The 15,564-nt window shown below is 74.0% G+C and carries 11 protein-coding genes, 2 tRNA genes and 1 pseudogene; 11 read left to right on the top strand and 3 right to left on the bottom strand.

Annotation, left to right across the window (positions count from 1 at the left end; translation table 11 throughout):
• Positions 1 to 325, top strand: a pseudogene (locus BMY19_RS13780) (ferredoxin--NADP reductase); the annotation flags it as partial.
• Positions 326 to 350: 25 nt separating this feature from the next.
• On the opposite strand, the gene BMY19_RS13775 reads toward BMY19_RS13780, so the two are convergent.
• Entirely contained in the window at positions 351 to 644 is a 294-nt protein-coding gene (locus tag BMY19_RS13775; protein WP_056524084.1) for a helix-turn-helix domain-containing protein, read from the bottom strand.
• 604 nt (positions 645 to 1,248) lie between these two features.
• On the opposite strand from BMY19_RS13775, the gene BMY19_RS30900 reads away from it, so the two are divergent.
• From BMY19_RS30900 to BMY19_RS13770, 3 genes are all read left to right on the top strand, one after another.
• Positions 1,249 to 1,315: transfer RNA gene (locus BMY19_RS30900), tRNA-OTHER, on the top strand.
• Positions 1,316 to 1,447 (top strand) — tRNA-OTHER (locus BMY19_RS30895).
• Positions 1,448 to 1,671: 224 nt separating this feature from the next.
• Positions 1,672 to 3,276 (top strand): TROVE domain-containing protein, encoded by a 1,605-nt coding sequence (locus BMY19_RS13770; protein ID WP_100252054.1) that lies wholly within the window; start codon positions 1,672 to 1,674, stop codon positions 3,274 to 3,276.
• Between the two features lie 34 nt (positions 3,277 to 3,310).
• Here BMY19_RS13770 and BMY19_RS13765 read toward each other — a convergent pair whose 3' ends face one another.
• Positions 3,311 to 6,691 carry a DUF3971 domain-containing protein gene (locus tag BMY19_RS13765; RefSeq protein ID WP_100252053.1) on the bottom strand — a complete coding sequence of 1,127 codons (3,381 nt, stop codon included), beginning with the start codon at positions 6,689 to 6,691 and terminating at the stop codon, positions 3,311 to 3,313.
• A 252-nt stretch (positions 6,692 to 6,943) separates the two neighbouring features.
• Between BMY19_RS13765 and BMY19_RS13760 the strand changes: the two genes are divergently transcribed.
• The 6 genes from BMY19_RS13760 to BMY19_RS13735 all read left to right on the top strand — a co-directional run bounded on the left by BMY19_RS13760 (position 6,944) and on the right by BMY19_RS13735 (position 12,910).
• The gene (locus tag BMY19_RS13760; RefSeq protein WP_100252052.1) at positions 6,944 to 7,411 is read left to right on the top strand and encodes a peroxiredoxin; all 468 of its coding nucleotides are present in this window, start codon (positions 6,944 to 6,946) and stop codon (positions 7,409 to 7,411) included.
• 89 nt (positions 7,412 to 7,500) lie between these two features.
• The gene (locus BMY19_RS13755) at positions 7,501 to 8,730 is read left to right on the top strand and encodes a M23 family metallopeptidase (protein ID WP_100252051.1); all 1,230 of its coding nucleotides are present in this window, start codon (positions 7,501 to 7,503) and stop codon (positions 8,728 to 8,730) included.
• A gap of 158 nt (positions 8,731 to 8,888) precedes the next feature.
• Positions 8,889 to 9,452, top strand: a complete 564-nt coding sequence (locus BMY19_RS13750) for a Uma2 family endonuclease (RefSeq protein ID WP_100252050.1) — start codon at positions 8,889 to 8,891, stop codon at positions 9,450 to 9,452.
• Between the two features lie 47 nt (positions 9,453 to 9,499).
• Positions 9,500 to 9,841, top strand: coding sequence for a hypothetical protein (locus BMY19_RS13745; RefSeq protein ID WP_020096438.1), 342 nt, complete (start codon positions 9,500 to 9,502; stop codon positions 9,839 to 9,841).
• Positions 9,842 to 9,961: 120 nt separating this feature from the next.
• Complete coding sequence (locus BMY19_RS13740; RefSeq protein WP_100252049.1) at positions 9,962 to 10,813, top strand: DUF1206 domain-containing protein; 852 nt, start codon at positions 9,962 to 9,964, stop codon at positions 10,811 to 10,813.
• Positions 10,814 to 10,912: 99 nt separating this feature from the next.
• A complete protein-coding gene (locus tag BMY19_RS13735) occupies positions 10,913 to 12,910 on the top strand; it encodes an SDR family NAD(P)-dependent oxidoreductase (protein WP_100252048.1) in 1,998 nt (665 codons plus the stop codon).
• Between the two features lie 42 nt (positions 12,911 to 12,952).
• Here the strand turns inward: BMY19_RS13735 and BMY19_RS13730 are convergent, their stop codons facing one another.
• The gene (locus BMY19_RS13730; RefSeq protein WP_100252047.1) at positions 12,953 to 13,978 is read right to left on the bottom strand and encodes a cyclase family protein; all 1,026 of its coding nucleotides are present in this window, start codon (positions 13,976 to 13,978) and stop codon (positions 12,953 to 12,955) included.
• 325 nt (positions 13,979 to 14,303) lie between these two features.
• Between BMY19_RS13730 and BMY19_RS13725 the strand changes: the two genes are divergently transcribed.
• Positions 14,304 to 15,563: an ABC transporter substrate-binding protein gene (locus BMY19_RS13725; protein ID WP_091926034.1), complete on the top strand. Its 1,260-nt coding sequence runs from the start codon at positions 14,304 to 14,306 to the stop codon at positions 15,561 to 15,563.
• Position 15,564 lies beyond the last annotated feature (1 nt).

The following is a 15,564-nucleotide window of genomic DNA, read 5'->3' as shown; positions in this document are numbered from 1 at the left end:
CGCCTACGGCGAGACCATCACCGAGACGCTGCCGCGCCACGAGTTCCTGGGCGAGATGATCTCGAACCAGCTGGTCTACTACCCGACCGTGACCCGCGAGCCGTTCCGCAACCGCGGCCGGATCACCGACCTGATGGTCTCGGGCAAGCTGTTCGAGGATATCGGCCTGCCGCCGATGGCGATCGAGAACGACCGCTTCATGCTCTGCGGCAGCCCCGACATGATCCGCGACACTCGCGAGCTCCTGACGTCGCGCGGCTACGAGGAGGGCAACCACGGCGAGGCCGCCCACTACGTCATCGAGAAGGCCTTCGTCGAGAAATAGCGCGCCCGCGCAGGCCGGTTCAGCCTCAGCCCGGTGCGGTCGTCCGCGCCGGGCTTTTCTGTGCCGGTGCGTCCCCGGACCCGGTCGCGGGGGCGGGGCGCAGGATCGCCCCGTATCCGTCCTGCGCGTCGCCGACGAAGCGGATGCCCGCCCCTTCGAGGACCGTGCGGATCGCCGCGAGGGTCCGGCTGCGGGGCTGGACCTGCTCGCTCTCGATCATGTTCAGGGTGACGACGGAGACCGCGGCGCGGCTCGCGAGAACCCCTTGCGTCCACTTGAGAAGTCCGCGGCCGGCGCGGATCTGGGCGGCAGTGATCATGGGCCGGAGATCGCCCGAACTGAAAGAATTTTCAAGTTTCCGGTTGACGCAGGCCGAGCGCGACCGTATCCACCGCGCCATCGGCCTGCCGGGCCGGTGATCTGAAGTGACCGTACGCTCCTCGTATCCGCGGCCTGCGCGCCGCGGCGGACGAGTCCGGTTCCCTTCGCAACGGTCGCCGCTGGCAGCCGATCGCAGTTCACCGGCGCGGGCCGGAGACGCTCGGTTATCCCTGTCACGGATCCCCCCCGAGCCTCATCGACACGCCCGCGTCACCCGAAGCCCCGTTCGGACGGAGCATGGCATGAAACAGCACGACGGCATCGACGTCGCGGCGTTCGCCCGTCCCGGGCTGATGCGACCGTTACGGTCGTATCGCGGGGCTCTCGGCCCGAGAGGCTGAGCGCGTCTCGAGGACCCTGCGGGCCGGCAGGGGACGGTTATCATCGGTAGAGCGCCGCGGGCTTGTCCCGCGGAGGTTGCGGGTTCGATCCCCGCCGGGGGCCGCGAGGTCGCCGGAGCTCATGCCCGTCCCCGACACCACGACCGCAGGGCCCCGCGAGACGACCGGGGCGCCGACCGTGCGCGGATCCCGGCCGACGATGCGGGCCGGAGAGGAACGATTATCTTCACCGAAGGGAGGTCGCGGGTTCGAATCCCGCCGGGCCGCGAGGCCCGTAGCTCAGCCCGGATAGAGCGCCCGGACACCGTTCCTCACGCCACGCCCGCATCGCCCGGACGCGGGCCGGAAGACGAAGGTTATCGGGATCCGAGGGGTGCGGGTGCGAGTCCCGCCGGGTCGTCAGGCCCGTAGCTCAAGCAGAGCATCGGATAGGCCCCTCGTCGCCGCCACGCCCGCGCCCGGCCGGACGGAACCCCGCCACCGACCACACGAGATACCGGCCGCGCGCGAGCGGCGGTGGACGACGCGCCGCGGCCGCGTCCCCGCCCGACCGCGCGCGCCGGGACGCGCCACCGGCCAGCGATCGGCCGCGATGGAGAGAGGAGAGACCGAGAGGTGCCCGCCATGACGAAGCTCGCACAGATGTTCCGGCTCCGCGCCACCCCGCAGACGGAGCCGATCCCCGGCACGGTGCCGAACGCCGCCGGAGGCCACGCCTTCGCGGTCGGCGATTGGGCGCGGCTCGACCGCTTCCTGGTGCTCGGCTCCGAGGGCGGCTCGTACTACGCGAGCCCGCGCGCCCTGACCGCCGAGAACGCGGCGGCGGTGCAGCGGTGCATCGCGCGGGACGGCGCCCGCGCGGTCGCCGCCATCGTGGCGGTGAGCGAGGGCGGCCGGGCTCCGAAGCAGGATCCGGCGATCTTCGCCCTGGCGCTGGCCGCCGCGTCGGCGGACCTCGCGACCCGGCGCGCGGCGCTCGCGGCTCTGCCTCGGGTCTGCCGCACCGGCACGCACCTGTTCCAGTTCGCCGCCTCCGTTGAGGCGATGCGCGGCTGGGGCCGGGGCCTGCGCCGGGCGGTCGGTGACTGGTACTGCGCCAAGCCCGTGGAGGCCCTGGCCTTCCAGGCGGTGAAGTACCGGACCCGCCAGGGCTGGTCGCACCGCGACCTCCTGCGGCTGGCCCACCCGGAGACGGAAGAGCCCGCCCGGAAGGCGCTGTTCGACTGGATCTGCCGCGGCACCGTGACCGAGGCCGCCCCCGGGATCGTCCACGCCTTCGCGCGGGTGCAGGCGGAGGGCCTCGACGGGGCGGTGGCCGCCGCCCTGGTGCGCTCGCACGGCCTGCCGTGGGAGGCGCTGCCGACCGGGCTGATGGGCAGCCGCGCGGTGAACGAGGCCCTGATCGAGCGGATGCCGGTCGGCGCCCTCGTGCGCCAGCTCGGCCGCCTGACGGCCGCGGGGGTGCTGGCGCCCTTCTCGGAGGGCACCGAGCACGTCCGGGCGGTCCTGTCGGACCGGGAGCGGATCCTCCGGGCGCGCCTGCACCCGATGGCGCTGCTGCTGGCCCTCAAGACCTACGCCTCCGGGCACGGTCAGCGGGGCAAGCTCGCCTGGGAGCCGGTGGCGGCGATCGTCGAGGCGCTGAACGCCGCGTTCTACACGGCGTTCGGCGCGGTCGAGCCCACGGGCCGGCGCCTCGTGCTGGCGCTGGACGTCTCGGGCTCGATGGGCGCCAGCACGGTCGCGGGCTCGACGCTCACGGCCCGGGAGGCGGCCGCCGCGATGGCGCTCGTCACCGCGGCGACCGAGGAGCACTGGCAGGTGCTGGGCTTCACCGCCGAGGCCGGCCGGGCCTGGAGCCAGGGGGCCGCGCTGACGCCGCTGCCGATCGGGCCGTCGACGCGGCTCGATCAGGCGGTGCGGGCGACCGCCGACCTGCCGTTCGGCGCCACCGACTGCTCCCTGCCGATGCGCTGGGCGCTGGAGCGGGGCGTCAAGGCCGACGCGTTCGTGGTCTACACGGACTCGGAGACCTGGGCGGGGCCGGTCCACCCGGTCCAGGCGCTGCGGACGTACCGGGAGAAGACCGGGATCCCGGCGAAGCTGGTGGTCGTGGGGCTGGTCTCCAACGGCTTCAGCATCGCCGACCCGGAGGATCCCGGCATGCTCGACGTGGTCGGCTTTGACACCGCGGCTCCGGCCGTGATCGCGGATTTCATCCGCGCGTGAGACAGGGGCGGGCGGCTCTTCCGGGCTGCCCGCCCTATTGCTGCGGGACGCCCGGCATCCCGTCCGCGAAGGGGCCGCCGCCGGCGCTGAACAGCTTGCGCAGGAAGCCCGGGGCGATCGCCGAGAGCGGGTTCACGCTCACGTCCGGCGAGGCGAGCTTGCCGGAGACGCGGAAATTGACCGCGAACAGGCCCTCGTTGTGGCCGCCGCCCAGCAGCGGCCCGAGCAGCGGCAACTGCGAGGCCACGTTGTTCAGGCCGTAGAGCGGCACGAAGGTGCCGGTCATGTCGGTGCGCTCGCGGCCGGTATCGAGCCAGCCCGACAGGGTGAAGCCCATGGCGGCGTTCGAGATCGCCGCGTCGGTGAAGTCGACGCGGGTGCCGGTGCGCACGAAATTGGCGCGCATGCGGTCGAAGGTGACGTCGCCCGCGCCCCGGCCCGGGGCGACCCGTCGGCCGCGGGCCGTCTCCGCGTCGGACGGCTCCGGGCCCTGCGCCATGATGCTCGACAGCGCGGGCTCGTTGCGCAGGATGAAGTCGCGGATCTGCACGACGCCGGATTGCGGGCCGTCGTTGAGGCCGATCCCGGCCGTGAGCCGGCCGCCATACATCCGCCGGTACACGTCGACGAACCGCAGCGTCGCGCCGGCATCGGCCGATTCCACCGACAGGGTCGGCACGCCGCGCTCGCCGCGGGTCACCGTGGCGGCGAAGGGGGCCGCGCGGAAGCGCCCGGTGATGTTGGCGGCCCGCAGGGTCTTCCCGTGCAGGGAGAGCTTCAGGTTGGCGCCGGTCAGCGCCTCCTCGTTGAAGCCGGTGACGATGGGCACCTGGATGTCGGCGTCGATATCCTTGGGATTCGCGTCCCGCGCCTCCCGGCCGCCCTTCGGGTCGGGGGCGCCCAGCGATTTCAGGAACGGCCGGGCATCGGCCACCGCGCCCCGGACCACGACCTTGTAGCCGCCGACGGTCCGGTCGAGGCTCACGCGCAGGTCGTCGCCGGGGGAGAGCTTGACGCTGGTCAGGTCCGCCCGCTCCAGGCCGCCCTCCTGGGTGATCGAGACGGTGCCGCGCGCGCTCGCCGGGGCCGCGTCGAGGGCGAAGTCCCGCAGGTCGAAGGTCTGGCCGCTGTCGACGAGGGTGAAGGTCAGCCGCCCGGGCTTGCCCGGCGACTTGGTCAGCCCCGGGATCAGCCCGTCGATCCCGGCCTTCGCCAGATCCGCCTCGACCCGGATCGGCGGCTTGCCGGATCCCGGCCGGCCGATCTGCACCACCGCGCGGACCGGGATGGTGCCGGTGAGCTGCGGCGCGGTCGGCAGGCCCTTGCGGCCGCGGACCGCCTCGTCGAGCGACACGTTGACCACCGCCTCGCCGGGCTGCCCGACCTTCGGCTGGCGCAGGTCGACCGACATGGGCGCGCCCGCGACCCGGCCGTCGCCCTTCAGCGTGAAGGCGCCCCGGTCGTAGACGAGGTTGAACCGGCCCGACTCGAGCCGGTCCCGGCCCATCACCTTGTCGACCGCGAGGTCGGCCAGCGAGCCGGTCAGCGTCACCGGCAGGTCCGGCAGGTCGGGGATGTGCTTGAGGTCGAGGGGGAAGTCGACGCGCAGGTCGGCGCTGCCCTTGATCGTGGCGGGGTCGAGGTCGACGCTCATCACGCTCTTGAACAGCTTGGCCTGGAGCACGGAGGCCATGCCGTCGGCGCCGCCGGAGAGCCGCATCCCGATCTGGGCCACGACCCGGTCCGGGGTGATCTGCGGGATGACGAAGCTGCCGTCCGAGATGGCGAGCCCGCGCCCGTCCGGCCCGTGGACCTCGGCGGTCACGTTGCGCACCGTGGTCGAGCGCCCGGTGATCACGCCGACGACGTTGCCCTTGGTCACCGGCGGGGAATCGGCGGTGACGTCGATGGCCGCGTCCGAGACGTGGAAGTCGATGTGGACCGCGTCGTCCGGGGCGGGGTCGCCCCGGGTGGCGGCCGCCAGGACCGCCCCGGACATCTTCACCTTGATGTCGACGGAATCGACCCGGCCGCGCCGGAGCTGGTCCACCAGGTAGGTGCGGGCCGGCGGCGCGATGTGCTCCGGCCAGAGCCGCAGCCCGGTGCGGACCTCGCCGTCGTGGCCGACGAGGTGCAGGGTCAGGCCGCCGTCGTCGGCGCTGGTGCCGATCGTCCCGGTGATGGCGCCCTTCACGCCGGGCCCCGACAGGGTCAGCGCGTCGATGGAGATCCCGCCGTCGCGGCCGGAGAGCTGCGCGTCCAGGGCGTCGATCTTCACCGGCGCGTCCTGCGGGGTCGCCCCGCGTAAGGTGGCGTCGCGGCTCGCCAGCGTCGCGGTCCAGGTCGTGCTCGCCCCCGCGGGGCTGCCCGTCCACGTCCCCGCGAGGTGCACGGCGTTGCCGGCCCCGCGATAGTCCAGGCCGGTCAGCGACATCACGCGGTTGGCCTCGTCCCAGTCCAGGGAGGCGTCGAGGCTCTCGACCGTGACCGGGTTGAAGTCCTTCTCCTCGATCAGGAACGTGCCGTCGCCGGTGTGGAGCTTGGCGTTCATGGTCCGGATGCGGCCGGCCGTCAGGCTCACGTCGGCGCGGGCCGAGACCTTCAGGTCCGTGGTCAGCGGCAGGCCGGACTGGCCCGAGAGCAGCAGGAGATCCGTGACCGGCAGGTCGTCGAGGGTGATGACGCCCGAGCGCTCCTGCCCGTCCGCGCCGTCGCGCAGCGTGCCGCCGAAGCGCCACTCGCCGTGCGGACCGTCGAGCCGCAATTCGAAGTTCCGGGTGCCGTTGACCGGGTCGCGGCCGAACAGGCCGTTGACCCGCGCGAACACCGCGCGCTCGCGGCCGTCCTCGTCGATCAGCCGCAGCCGCGCGTCGGTGACGCGGGCGCGGTCGAGGGCGCCGACCACGCCGCCCGGATCGAGGACGACCCCGAAGATCGACGCGATCGCGGCCGAGAGCGGCGAGACGGTGCCGCGCACCCCGTCCACGCTCGGCGGCGTGTGCGGCGCGACGTCGACCGGGTGGTTGGCCTCCGAGGCCGCGAAGGCGATGGAGCCGTCCCGGTGCAGCAGCGCGGTGGTCTGCGTCTCGCGGAACTCGATCGAGCGCGGCTGCAGGTTGAGCCGCAGGAGCCCCCAGGGGTCGAGGCTGACGAGCGCCAGGGGGGCGCGCACCACGAGGTCGCCCTGCGGGTTGCGGATGTCGAGGCCGGAGAAGCGCAGGCTGAGCGCGTTCTCGCGGTCGAGCTCGAGGCTGCTGCCGCGCAGCCCGATGCTCCAGCCGGGCCCGATCCGCTCGGCCACGGCGGCGGCGACGCGGCGCGACAGGCCGTCGATCTGGAGCGGCCCGTTCGACAGGCGCAGGGCCACGAGGCCGACACCGGCGCCGACGAGCAGCACCAGCGCGAGGGCGCTCACGAGGCAGACGCCGCCGACGCGTCGCGCCTTCCCCCGAGGCCTGCATGCCGGCGTTGTCTCGTCCGCCATCGGGACCTTTGTTCCGGGGTCTCTGCGCGCGGCGCCCTCGGGCTCCGCGGCCGGTGGATCGAAGCGCGCCCGCGCTTTACAGCGGCCGCGACTCCGGGCTTGGCTCGGACGTGCGCGGTGCCATCGCTCGAGCCCGCGCACGAGATCGGTTGCACATCATCAATCGGCCGAAAGGAAGGCACGATGCCGCTGTCAGAGGGGGATCCCGCCCCCGATTTCGACCTTCCCGCCTCGGGCGGAGGGCGCGTCGGATTGTCCGCGCTCCGCGGTCACAAAGTCGTGCTCTACTTCTACCCGAAGGACGACACGAGCGGATGCACGCTGGAGGCGCAGGACTTCAACGGCCTGCTGCCGGCCTTCGCGGAAGCGGACGCCAAGGTCGTCGGCCTGTCGCCGGACCCGGTGAAGAGCCACGACAAGTTCTGCAGCAAGTACGGGCTGACCTTCCCGCTCGCCGCCGACGAGGACAAGACCGTGCTCGAGGCCTACGGCGTCTGGGTCGAGAAGAGCATGTACGGGCGCAAGTACATGGGCGTGGAGCGCACCACCGTCCTGGTCGACCGGGAGGGGCGCGTCGCCAGGATCTGGCCGAAGGTGAAGGTGCCCGGCCACGCCGAGGCCGTCCTGGCGGCCGCGCGCGCCCTGCCCTGACGTCCCCTTGACGTCCCCCTGACGCCCGGCGCGCGACGGATCCTTAACCCTACTGAGGCCTGAATGGCGGCTCCTCCGGTGCCGTCCCGATGCAGCTTCCGAAGTTCCCCGCGCGTCTCAGGCCGCACCGGCCAGCTCCCTGGCTCGCCGCCGGCCTCGCCCTGGCGGTGGCCTGGGCGCTCGGGGCCTCCTGCCTGATCGTGTTCCACGACGACGTGCTCGCCGGGTTCGTGGCCCGGCAGGCCGCCCTGCGCGACGCCTACGAGGCGCGCATCGGCGAGCTCCAGGACCGCCTCGACCGCGACCGGAGCGACCGGGCGGGGAGCGAGGCGGGGCTGGCCGACCGGGTCGCGGCCGCCCTGGAGCGCCAGGCCGAGCTGGAGCGGCGCACGGCCGCCCTCGCCGACCTGGAGCGGCAGGCCCTGCCCGACCCGTCCACGACCGGCGCCCTGCCCGGGCGGCCCGGCGCTGCGCCCGGTACGAGCTACGACGATCTCTTCCTGCGTCCGACTGAGGGTGCGGCTCCGGCGCCGCGCTCCGCCCGCGATCCCCTGCCCCGCCGCGGCGCGCGCGAGGCCGAGACCGGCCTGATCCGGCTGGAGGCCCGGCTCGACGGCCTGCAGGCGGCCCAGGGCGAGCGCCTCGCCGGGCTGGCCGCCCGGGCCGGGGACGCGGTGCGGCGGCTGCGCGGGCTGATCGGCCGCACCGGTCTCGACCCCGACCGCCTCGATCCCGACCGCACCGGCGCGGCCGCGCCGGCCGCCGGGCTGGGCGGACCGTTCGTGCCCCTCGACGGCCGCGCCCTGGACGGCACCGGCTTCGCGGAGGGCCTCGCCCTGGCCCGGCGCGCGCTCGACGACGGCGAGCGCCTGCGCCGGCTCGCCGCCACCCTGCCCCTGGCACGCCCGATCCGGGGAGGCGCGACCGTGTCGAGCCCGTTCGGCACGCGCCTCGACCCCTTCACCCGCGGCCTCGCCCTCCATACCGGGCTTGACCTGAAGGCGGAGTACGGCGAGCCCGCCCGCGCCACCGCGCCGGGCCGGGTGATCGCCGCCGAGGCCGCGGGCGGCTACGGCAACATGGTCGAGATCGACCACGGCCACGGCGTCACCACGCGGTTCGGCCACCTCGCCCGCATCGCGGTCCGCCCCGGGCAGCGCGTGGCCGCGGGCGACGCGGTCGGCGCCGTCGGCTCGACGGGGCGCTCCACCGGGGCACATCTCCACTACGAGACCCGCATCGACGGCGAGCCGGTGGATCCGCAGCGCTTCCTGGAGGCCGGCGCCACCGTCGCGGCGGCCGGGCTCGGCGCCGACTGAGTCCGTCGCTGCGCCGGTCGCCCTGTGCCGGCCTCCGAGTCCCCGAGGGAGGCCGGCCTGGCATCGGCCGTGACGCCCGCGCGGGGATGGCCTTCCGGGCCGGGCCTGTTGCGGGCGGCCGGCCCGGTGCTACGATCCGGCCGAGGTGGGGATCGGCGATGGCTCTGGCCGCGAAGCGCGACGCGCGGATGGATGTGTCCGAGTTCAGGCTCTGGGTGGAGGGCCGGCCCGCGCACGAGCGCTGGGAGCTGCTCGACGGCGAGCCCGTGCTCATGGCGCCGCCGCGGGAGCGGCATCAGCGAATCGTCATGAACCTGGCGGGACGACTCGACGCCCTGGCGGAGCCGCGAGGTTGCCGCGCCATGCCGGGTCTGGCGATTCTCAGCGCCGCGATGGACGATTTCGCTCCGATCCCCGACGTGGTGGTGCGGTGCGGGCCGCCGCTGCCGGAGGGCTACGCCGCCGACCCGCTCCTCGTCGCCGAGGTGCTCTCGCCCTCGACGATGAGTCTCGACCGCGGCCGGAAGATCGACTTCTACCGGACCGTGCCGAGCCTCGCGGTCCTGCTGATCGTCTATTCCGACGAGGCGCGGGTCGAGGTCTGGCGGCGCGCGGGCGACGACTGGAGCGTCGCGGCCCTCGGGCTCGACGGCGCCGTGTCGCTGCCGGAGCTCGACGGCGCCGTGCCGGTGCGCGACCTCTACCGCGGTCTCGCCTTCTGAGCGGCCGCACCCCACCTGATCGAACGGCGAAGCATCAAGGCACCGACTTGCCCCATTTCGAAGATTTCTACGCGGCCAAGCTGCGCGGCTCCCTCGGCGTGACCGACGCCGAGTCGGTGCTCGACCTGCGCGGCACCAACCGGGCGACCGCCGAGGCCTCGCTCAAGGACATGCTGGAGCGCAGCCGCTTCGCCAAGGGCAAGACCGTGGCGATCCGGCTCGATCCGCCCCCGGAGGGCGGCGGCGAGACCCTGTTCCAGCCGGCCGGGCGCCTGCTCCTCGACGCGAAGCGCCGCGGCCTGATCGAGCGCCTGCAGACCCTGCCGGCCCAGGACGGGCTCGGCTTCTACGTGGCGCTCACCGGCCGCGCCGACCGGACGCCCATGTAGGGCGGCCACGGAGGTTGTGCCGGCAACGGATCGGGTGCGCGCCGCCGGGCGTTGAACGCTCCCGCTCCACAGGATGCCGCCCGTGCCCGACACCCGATTCCCCGAAGCCGGGTCCCGCCGATGAGGACCCTTCCCGGCGGCCGCAACGCGATCGAGCGCATCGCCCGCTTCGGCTACGGCGCCCGCGGCGTGGTCTACATCGTGGTCGGCGCCCTGGCCCTGCTGGCGGCCCTGGGGCATGGCGGCCGGGCCGGCGACAGCAAGGACGCGCTCCGCGCCGTCATGGCCGGGCCGTTCGGCGCGGCCGTCGTCGGCCTGATCGCCCTCGGCCTCGCCGGCTTCGCCCTCTGGCGCCTCGTCGAGGGCATCACCGATGCCGACCGGCGGGGCACTTCCGCCAAGGGCCTCGCGGTGCGCGGTGCCCACCTGATCAGCGCCGGGCTCTATCTCGGGCTCGCCGCCAGCGCGGCCTCGCTCAGCCTCGGCCTGGGCATGAGCGGCGGCGACGGCGTGCATGACGGCACCGCGTGGCTCCTGAGCAAGCCCTTCGGCCGCTGGCTCGTGGCCCTCGTCGGCCTCGCGGTCGTGGCGGGCGGATTCGGCTTCCTCGGCAAGTCGTGGCGCGGGGACGTCACCGACCGGCTCGCCCTCGACGCCCGGGCCCGGGACCGCTGGGCCGGCCCGATCGGCCGCTTCGGCTACGCGGCGCGGGGCCTCGCCTTCCTGATCATCGGCGGGTTCCTCGTGGCCGCCGCGTGGCACCAGCGCTCCTCGGATGCCAAGGGTCTGGCCGAGGCCTTCGCGCTGCTGCGCGCCCAGCCCTACGGCTGGATCCTCCTCGGGCTCGTGGCGGCCGGCCACGCCGCCTTCGGGGCCTTCGGGCTGATCCAGGCCCGCTACCGGCACATCGACGCCCCCGACATCGACCGGGTGGACGACGCGGCCGGTGCGGCGGCCCGGGCGCTGGGGTGAGGCCGGCGCCGCCTCCGGCCCCGGCTCCGCCCCTGGGCGGGCCGCGTTGACAGGGCCGGTGCCGCGGCGGATACCCCGCGGCATCCCATCCGGCTCCCGATGCAGCAGCGCCTCTACAAGACCGCGGTGATGGTGACCCACGACCTCGCGGCGACCGCTGCCGCCGTGGTGCTCACCTTCCTGTTCCGCTTCCAGGGCGGCATGCTGGCCGAGCGTCTGCACGCCCTGCCCCTGCTGCTGCCGCCGTTCCTCGTCCTCGCCGGCCTGGTCTACGGACGCTTCCGGCTCTACCGGACCAAGTGGCGCTTCGCCTCGTTGCAGGACCTCGCCGGCATCGTCCGGGCGGCCAGCGTCCTGGCCCTGGCGCTCCTGGTGATCGACTGGGTGCTGGTCTCGTCCGACCTCTACGGCTTCTACTTCTTCGGCAAGATCGCGATCCTGCTCTACTGGGTCCTGCAGATCTTCTTCCTGGGCGGCACGCGCCTGGCGTTCCGCTACCTCAAGGACACCCGCTCCCGGCAGTCGAGCGCGCGGGCCGCCACCGTCCCGACCCTGCTCCTCGGGCGCGGCGCCGACATGGACGTGCTGATCCGGGCGATCGAGGCGGGCTCGGTGCGCAAGCTCGCGCCGCGGGGCATCCTGTCGCCCCGGGCGGACGAGCGCGGGCAGTTCATGCGCGGCGTGCCGGTGCTCGGCGGCTTCCCGGATCTCGAGCGCGTGGTCGCCGACCTCGCCGCCCGCGGCGAGCCGGTGCGGCGGCTCGTGGCCGCCCCGAGCGCCCTCGTGCCGGAGGCGGCGCCGGACGACCTGATCGCCCGCGCCCGGCGCCTCGGCCTGCCCCTCGCCCGGGTCGTCGGCCTCGGCGAGGGCGTGCAGGGTCCGGAACTGGCGCCGCTGGAGATCGAGGACCTGCTGCTGCGGCCGACCGTCGCCATCGACCGGCCGCGCCTGGAGGCGTTCCTCGCCGGCCGCCGGGTCGTGGTGACCGGCGGCGGCGGGTCGATCGGCTCGGAGATCTGCCTGCGGGCCGTGGCCTTCGGGGCCGCCGCCGTGCTGGTGCTCGAATCCTCCGAGCCGGCGCTCCACGGCATCCTCAGCCACCCCGCGATCCTGGCTGCCGAGACCGCCGTGACGGGGGTGCTGGCCGATATCCGCGACCGTGAGCGGACGCACGCGGTGATCGCGGCGTTCCGGCCCGACTACGTGCTCCACGCCGCCGCGCTGAAGCAGGTGCCCTACCTGGAGCGGGACTGGCAGGAGGGCATCAAGACCAACGTGTTCGGCTCGATCAACGTCGCCGAGGCGGCGGTGGCGGCGGGCGCGCGGGCGCTCGTGATGATCTCCACCGACAAGGCGATCGAGCCGGTCTCGCAGCTCGGCGTCACCAAGCGCTTCGCCGAGATGGTCGCCCAGGCCCTCGACGCCGCGCAGTCGGCGCGGCCGGACCAGCCGACCCGGCTGATCGCCGTGCGCTTCGGCAACGTGCTGGGCTCCGTGGGCTCCGTGGTGCCGGTGTTCAAGGCGCAGATCGCCCGGGGCGGCCCGGTCACCGTCACCCACCCGGACATGGTCCGCTACTTCATGACCGTGCGCGAGGCCTGCGACCTCGTGCTGACGGCCGCCTCCCACGCCGACGGCGAGGCCCGGGCGGGCGCGGAGCGCGCCGCGGTCTACGTGCTCAAGATGGGGCAGCCGGTGCGGATCGCCGACCTCGCCGAGCGGATGATCCGGCTGGCCGGCTTCGAGCCCGGCACCGAGATCGAGATCGCCTATACCGGCGCCCGGCCCGGCGAGCGGCTCAACGAGATCCTGTTCGCCCGCGAGGAGCCCCGGATCGCCCTGCCGGGCATCGACGGGGTGATGGCGGCGCGGCCGGTCTTCGCCGACCGGGACAGGCTCGACGCCTGGGTGGCGCGGCTGCGCGACGCCGTGGCGGCCGGCGACCGGGCGGCCGCCGAGGCCGTGTTCGAGGCGGCCATCCCGCATTTCCGCGAGCGCGCGGTCCTCCGCCCCGGGCCGCCCCAGGACGCCGCGGAGCCGGCCGCGGAGCCGGTCGGCGACCCGCCGCGCGCCGCCGCACCCGCCGCCCTCGGCTGATCCGGGCGACCTCGGAAGCGCGTCCTGGGACCGCTCCGATCCTCACACCGTGGCGATCGGCGTCGTCGGCGAGCCGACGGCGCCGGGCAGGCGCAGCGGCGGGGCGGTGAGCAGGAAGCGGTAGCGGCCGCGGGCCCGCAGCCAGTCGGCCAGCGGCGTCAGGTGCCACAGCTCGCCGAGATTGACCCCGAGCTTGAACAGGCAGTGCTCGTGGAGCGGCAGCGTCGCGCAGCAGGCTGGGCCGGGGCCGGCCGGGTAGGCCTCCACCGCGTAGTTGTCGGCGATCAGCGCGCAGAGCCCGGTGCGGGTGATCCAGTCGAGGAGGCGCGGGTCGCGCCCGTCGAGGCCGGCGCAGAGGGTGTGGACGAGCTTCGGGTCCGGCGCGCCGCCCATGGCGATCAGCCGCTCGGCGAAGCCCGTGTGCAGGCAGACCATGTCGCCCGGCTCCACCACGACGCCGTCGGCCTCCAGGATCCGGGCGAGCTGGTCGTAGCCGACGCGTGTCCTGGCGTCGCCGAGATGGGCGCGCAGGTCGATCATCACGGCCCGGCCCTGCATGCCGGTCTCGGCGAGGCGCTCGATCCCGAGGCGCTTCGCCCGGGACGGCTCATCCGCCGCCTCCGGCGCGCTCGGCCCGACGATGTCGCGGCCGCCGCGGAACCCGTTGTAGAAGGTCGGCGCGGCGCCCGCCCCGTCCGCGTCGAACAGCGAGCCGACATGGGCGAGCGAGTCCCACTGCGTCGAGTATTGCAGGTGGATCAGCGCGCGGTCGTCGCAGATCACGTCGGTGGCGCCGTCGACCTCCTCGCAGACCGGGAAGTTCATGTTCGGCCGGCCGTTGGCGCGGCGCGTCGGGGTGATCTGCGGCGGGTGGCGGCGCGGGTTCAGGACGTTGCCGCCCGGCAGGTCCAGCGGCAGGCTGAGGCAGAAGGTCAGCCCTTCGCGCACCTCGGCGACCCCCTGCAGCACCTTCTCGGGGGTGAGCAGGTTCAGCCGGCCCAGCTCGTCGTCGGGGCCGAAATCCCCCCAGGTCGAGCCCTCGGGCCGCCGCGTCCAGCGCAGGGTCATGCCTGTGGTTCCCCTGCCCGTGCCGGCCGCGGAGCGGGCCGCTTCCCGAGGCTCCGGGGCCGCGGTCCGGGGCGAACCCCGGCCGCGGCCGAGCGTGCGTTCCTCACCGGACCGTGCCCTTCTTCGAGGCCACCGGGCCCGCGCTTCGCAGGGCCGCGGCGAGCCTAGGATGCGGCGGCGCGCGGCGATACCCCGGGCGGAAAACGACTCGGTGCAAACGTCACCGGCCGGTCCCGACCGGCCCCTTGTGATCCGTCGGAGCCCGGGTACAGTCCGGGCCAAGCCCGCGAATATAAAATTCGGGCACTGGGATGAGGGAACGCCGATGTCCGAGACCGTGCGCGCCGCCGCCCGGGTTGCCCCGATTCGGCGCACGCTGCCCGCGCTGATCGCCGCGGGGCTGGTCGCCGCCGGGCCCGTCCGGGCCGCGGACCCGATCAAGATCGGGGTGATCGCCGAGGCGCAGTCGGTGGCCGGGGCCTCGATCCCGCAGGCCGTCCAGCTCGCCGCCGACGAGATCAACGCCAAGGGCGGCGTCGATGGCCGCCAGATCCAGGTCGTCACCTACGACGACAAGTCCTCCGCCTCCGACGCGGTCCGCGCCTTCCAGCGGGCGGTCTCCGAGGACAAGGTCAACCTCGTCATCGCCAGCTACATCTCGGAGGTCGTGCTGGCGCTGATGCCGTGGGCGGCCCGGCTCAAGACGCCGATGATCACGCCGGGCGCGGCCTCGAACGAGATCAGCGTCGCGGTCCACAAGGACTACGCGCGCAACAAGTACACCTTCCACGGCTACCTGACCTCGCACGCCCTGGCGCAGGCGGTCTGCGATTCCGCCAAGGAGGTGCTGGTCGAGAAGCTCAAGGCCAAGACCGCCGCGATCATGAGCGAGGACGCGGCCTGGACCCGGCCGCTGGACGCCGCCTACCAGGAATGCCTGCCGAAATCCGGGCTCAAGGTGGTCGAGCACGTCCGCTTCTCGCCGGACACGGGCGACTTCACGCCGATTTATAACAAGATCGAGGCGGCCAAGCCCGACCTGATCGTCACCGGCATCGCCCATGTCGGCGTGCAGCCGACCGTGCAGTGGCAGAACCAGCAGGTGCCGATCGCCATGACGGGGATCAGCGGCCAGGCGACCTCCTCGACCTTCTGGGCCAACACCAACGGCGGCACGCAGGGCGTGCTGTTCGACAGCGTGGCGGTGCCGGGCGTGGCACTCACCGAGAAGACGATCCCGTTCGCCGAGGCCTTCACCAAGCGCTTCGGCGGCGCGCCGTCCTACGCGGGCTACATGGCGTACGACGCCACGCACTACGCGGCGGAGGCGGTCAAGCGGGCGGGCTCCACGGAGGCCGACAAGCTCGTCGACGCCCTGGAGAAGACCGACTACGTCGGCACCGTCGGGCGCCTGAAATTCTACGGCAAGGACGAGCCCTTCACGCACTCGATCCAGTACGGGCCCGGCCTCATGACCAGCGTCCTCGGGCAGTGGCAGAACGGCAAGCAGGTGGCGATCTGGCCGGCCACCACCGCCAACGGGACCATGATCCTGCCCCCTGCGGTGAAGGCGGCGGGACGGTAAC

Source organism: Methylobacterium sp. UNC300MFChir4.1, assembly GCF_900110155.1.
In the GTDB taxonomy this organism is placed as follows: domain Bacteria; phylum Pseudomonadota; class Alphaproteobacteria; order Rhizobiales; family Beijerinckiaceae; genus Methylobacterium.
The sequence above is the reverse complement of the archived record's forward strand: the minus strand, read 5'-3'. Positions and strand labels throughout refer to the sequence as shown.

Coding starts and splice junctions, on each gene's coding strand:
- BMY19_RS13730 (WP_100252047.1), bottom strand. CDS start 13,978: ATGACCCTGCGCTGGACGCGGCGGCCCGAGGGCTCGACCTGGGGGGAT.
- BMY19_RS13725 (WP_091926034.1), top strand. CDS start 14,304: ATGTCCGAGACCGTGCGCGCCGCCGCCCGGGTTGCCCCGATTCGGCGC.
- BMY19_RS13750 (WP_100252050.1), top strand. CDS start 8,889: ATGGCTCTGGCCGCGAAGCGCGACGCGCGGATGGATGTGTCCGAGTTC.
- BMY19_RS13740 (WP_100252049.1), top strand. CDS start 9,962: ATGAGGACCCTTCCCGGCGGCCGCAACGCGATCGAGCGCATCGCCCGC.
- BMY19_RS13775 (WP_056524084.1), bottom strand. CDS start 644: ATGATCACTGCCGCCCAGATCCGCGCCGGCCGCGGACTTCTCAAGTGG.
- BMY19_RS13770 (WP_100252054.1), top strand. CDS start 1,672: ATGACGAAGCTCGCACAGATGTTCCGGCTCCGCGCCACCCCGCAGACG.
- BMY19_RS13735 (WP_100252048.1), top strand. CDS start 10,913: ATGCAGCAGCGCCTCTACAAGACCGCGGTGATGGTGACCCACGACCTC.
- BMY19_RS13760 (WP_100252052.1), top strand. CDS start 6,944: ATGCCGCTGTCAGAGGGGGATCCCGCCCCCGATTTCGACCTTCCCGCC.
- BMY19_RS13755 (WP_100252051.1), top strand. CDS start 7,501: ATGCAGCTTCCGAAGTTCCCCGCGCGTCTCAGGCCGCACCGGCCAGCT.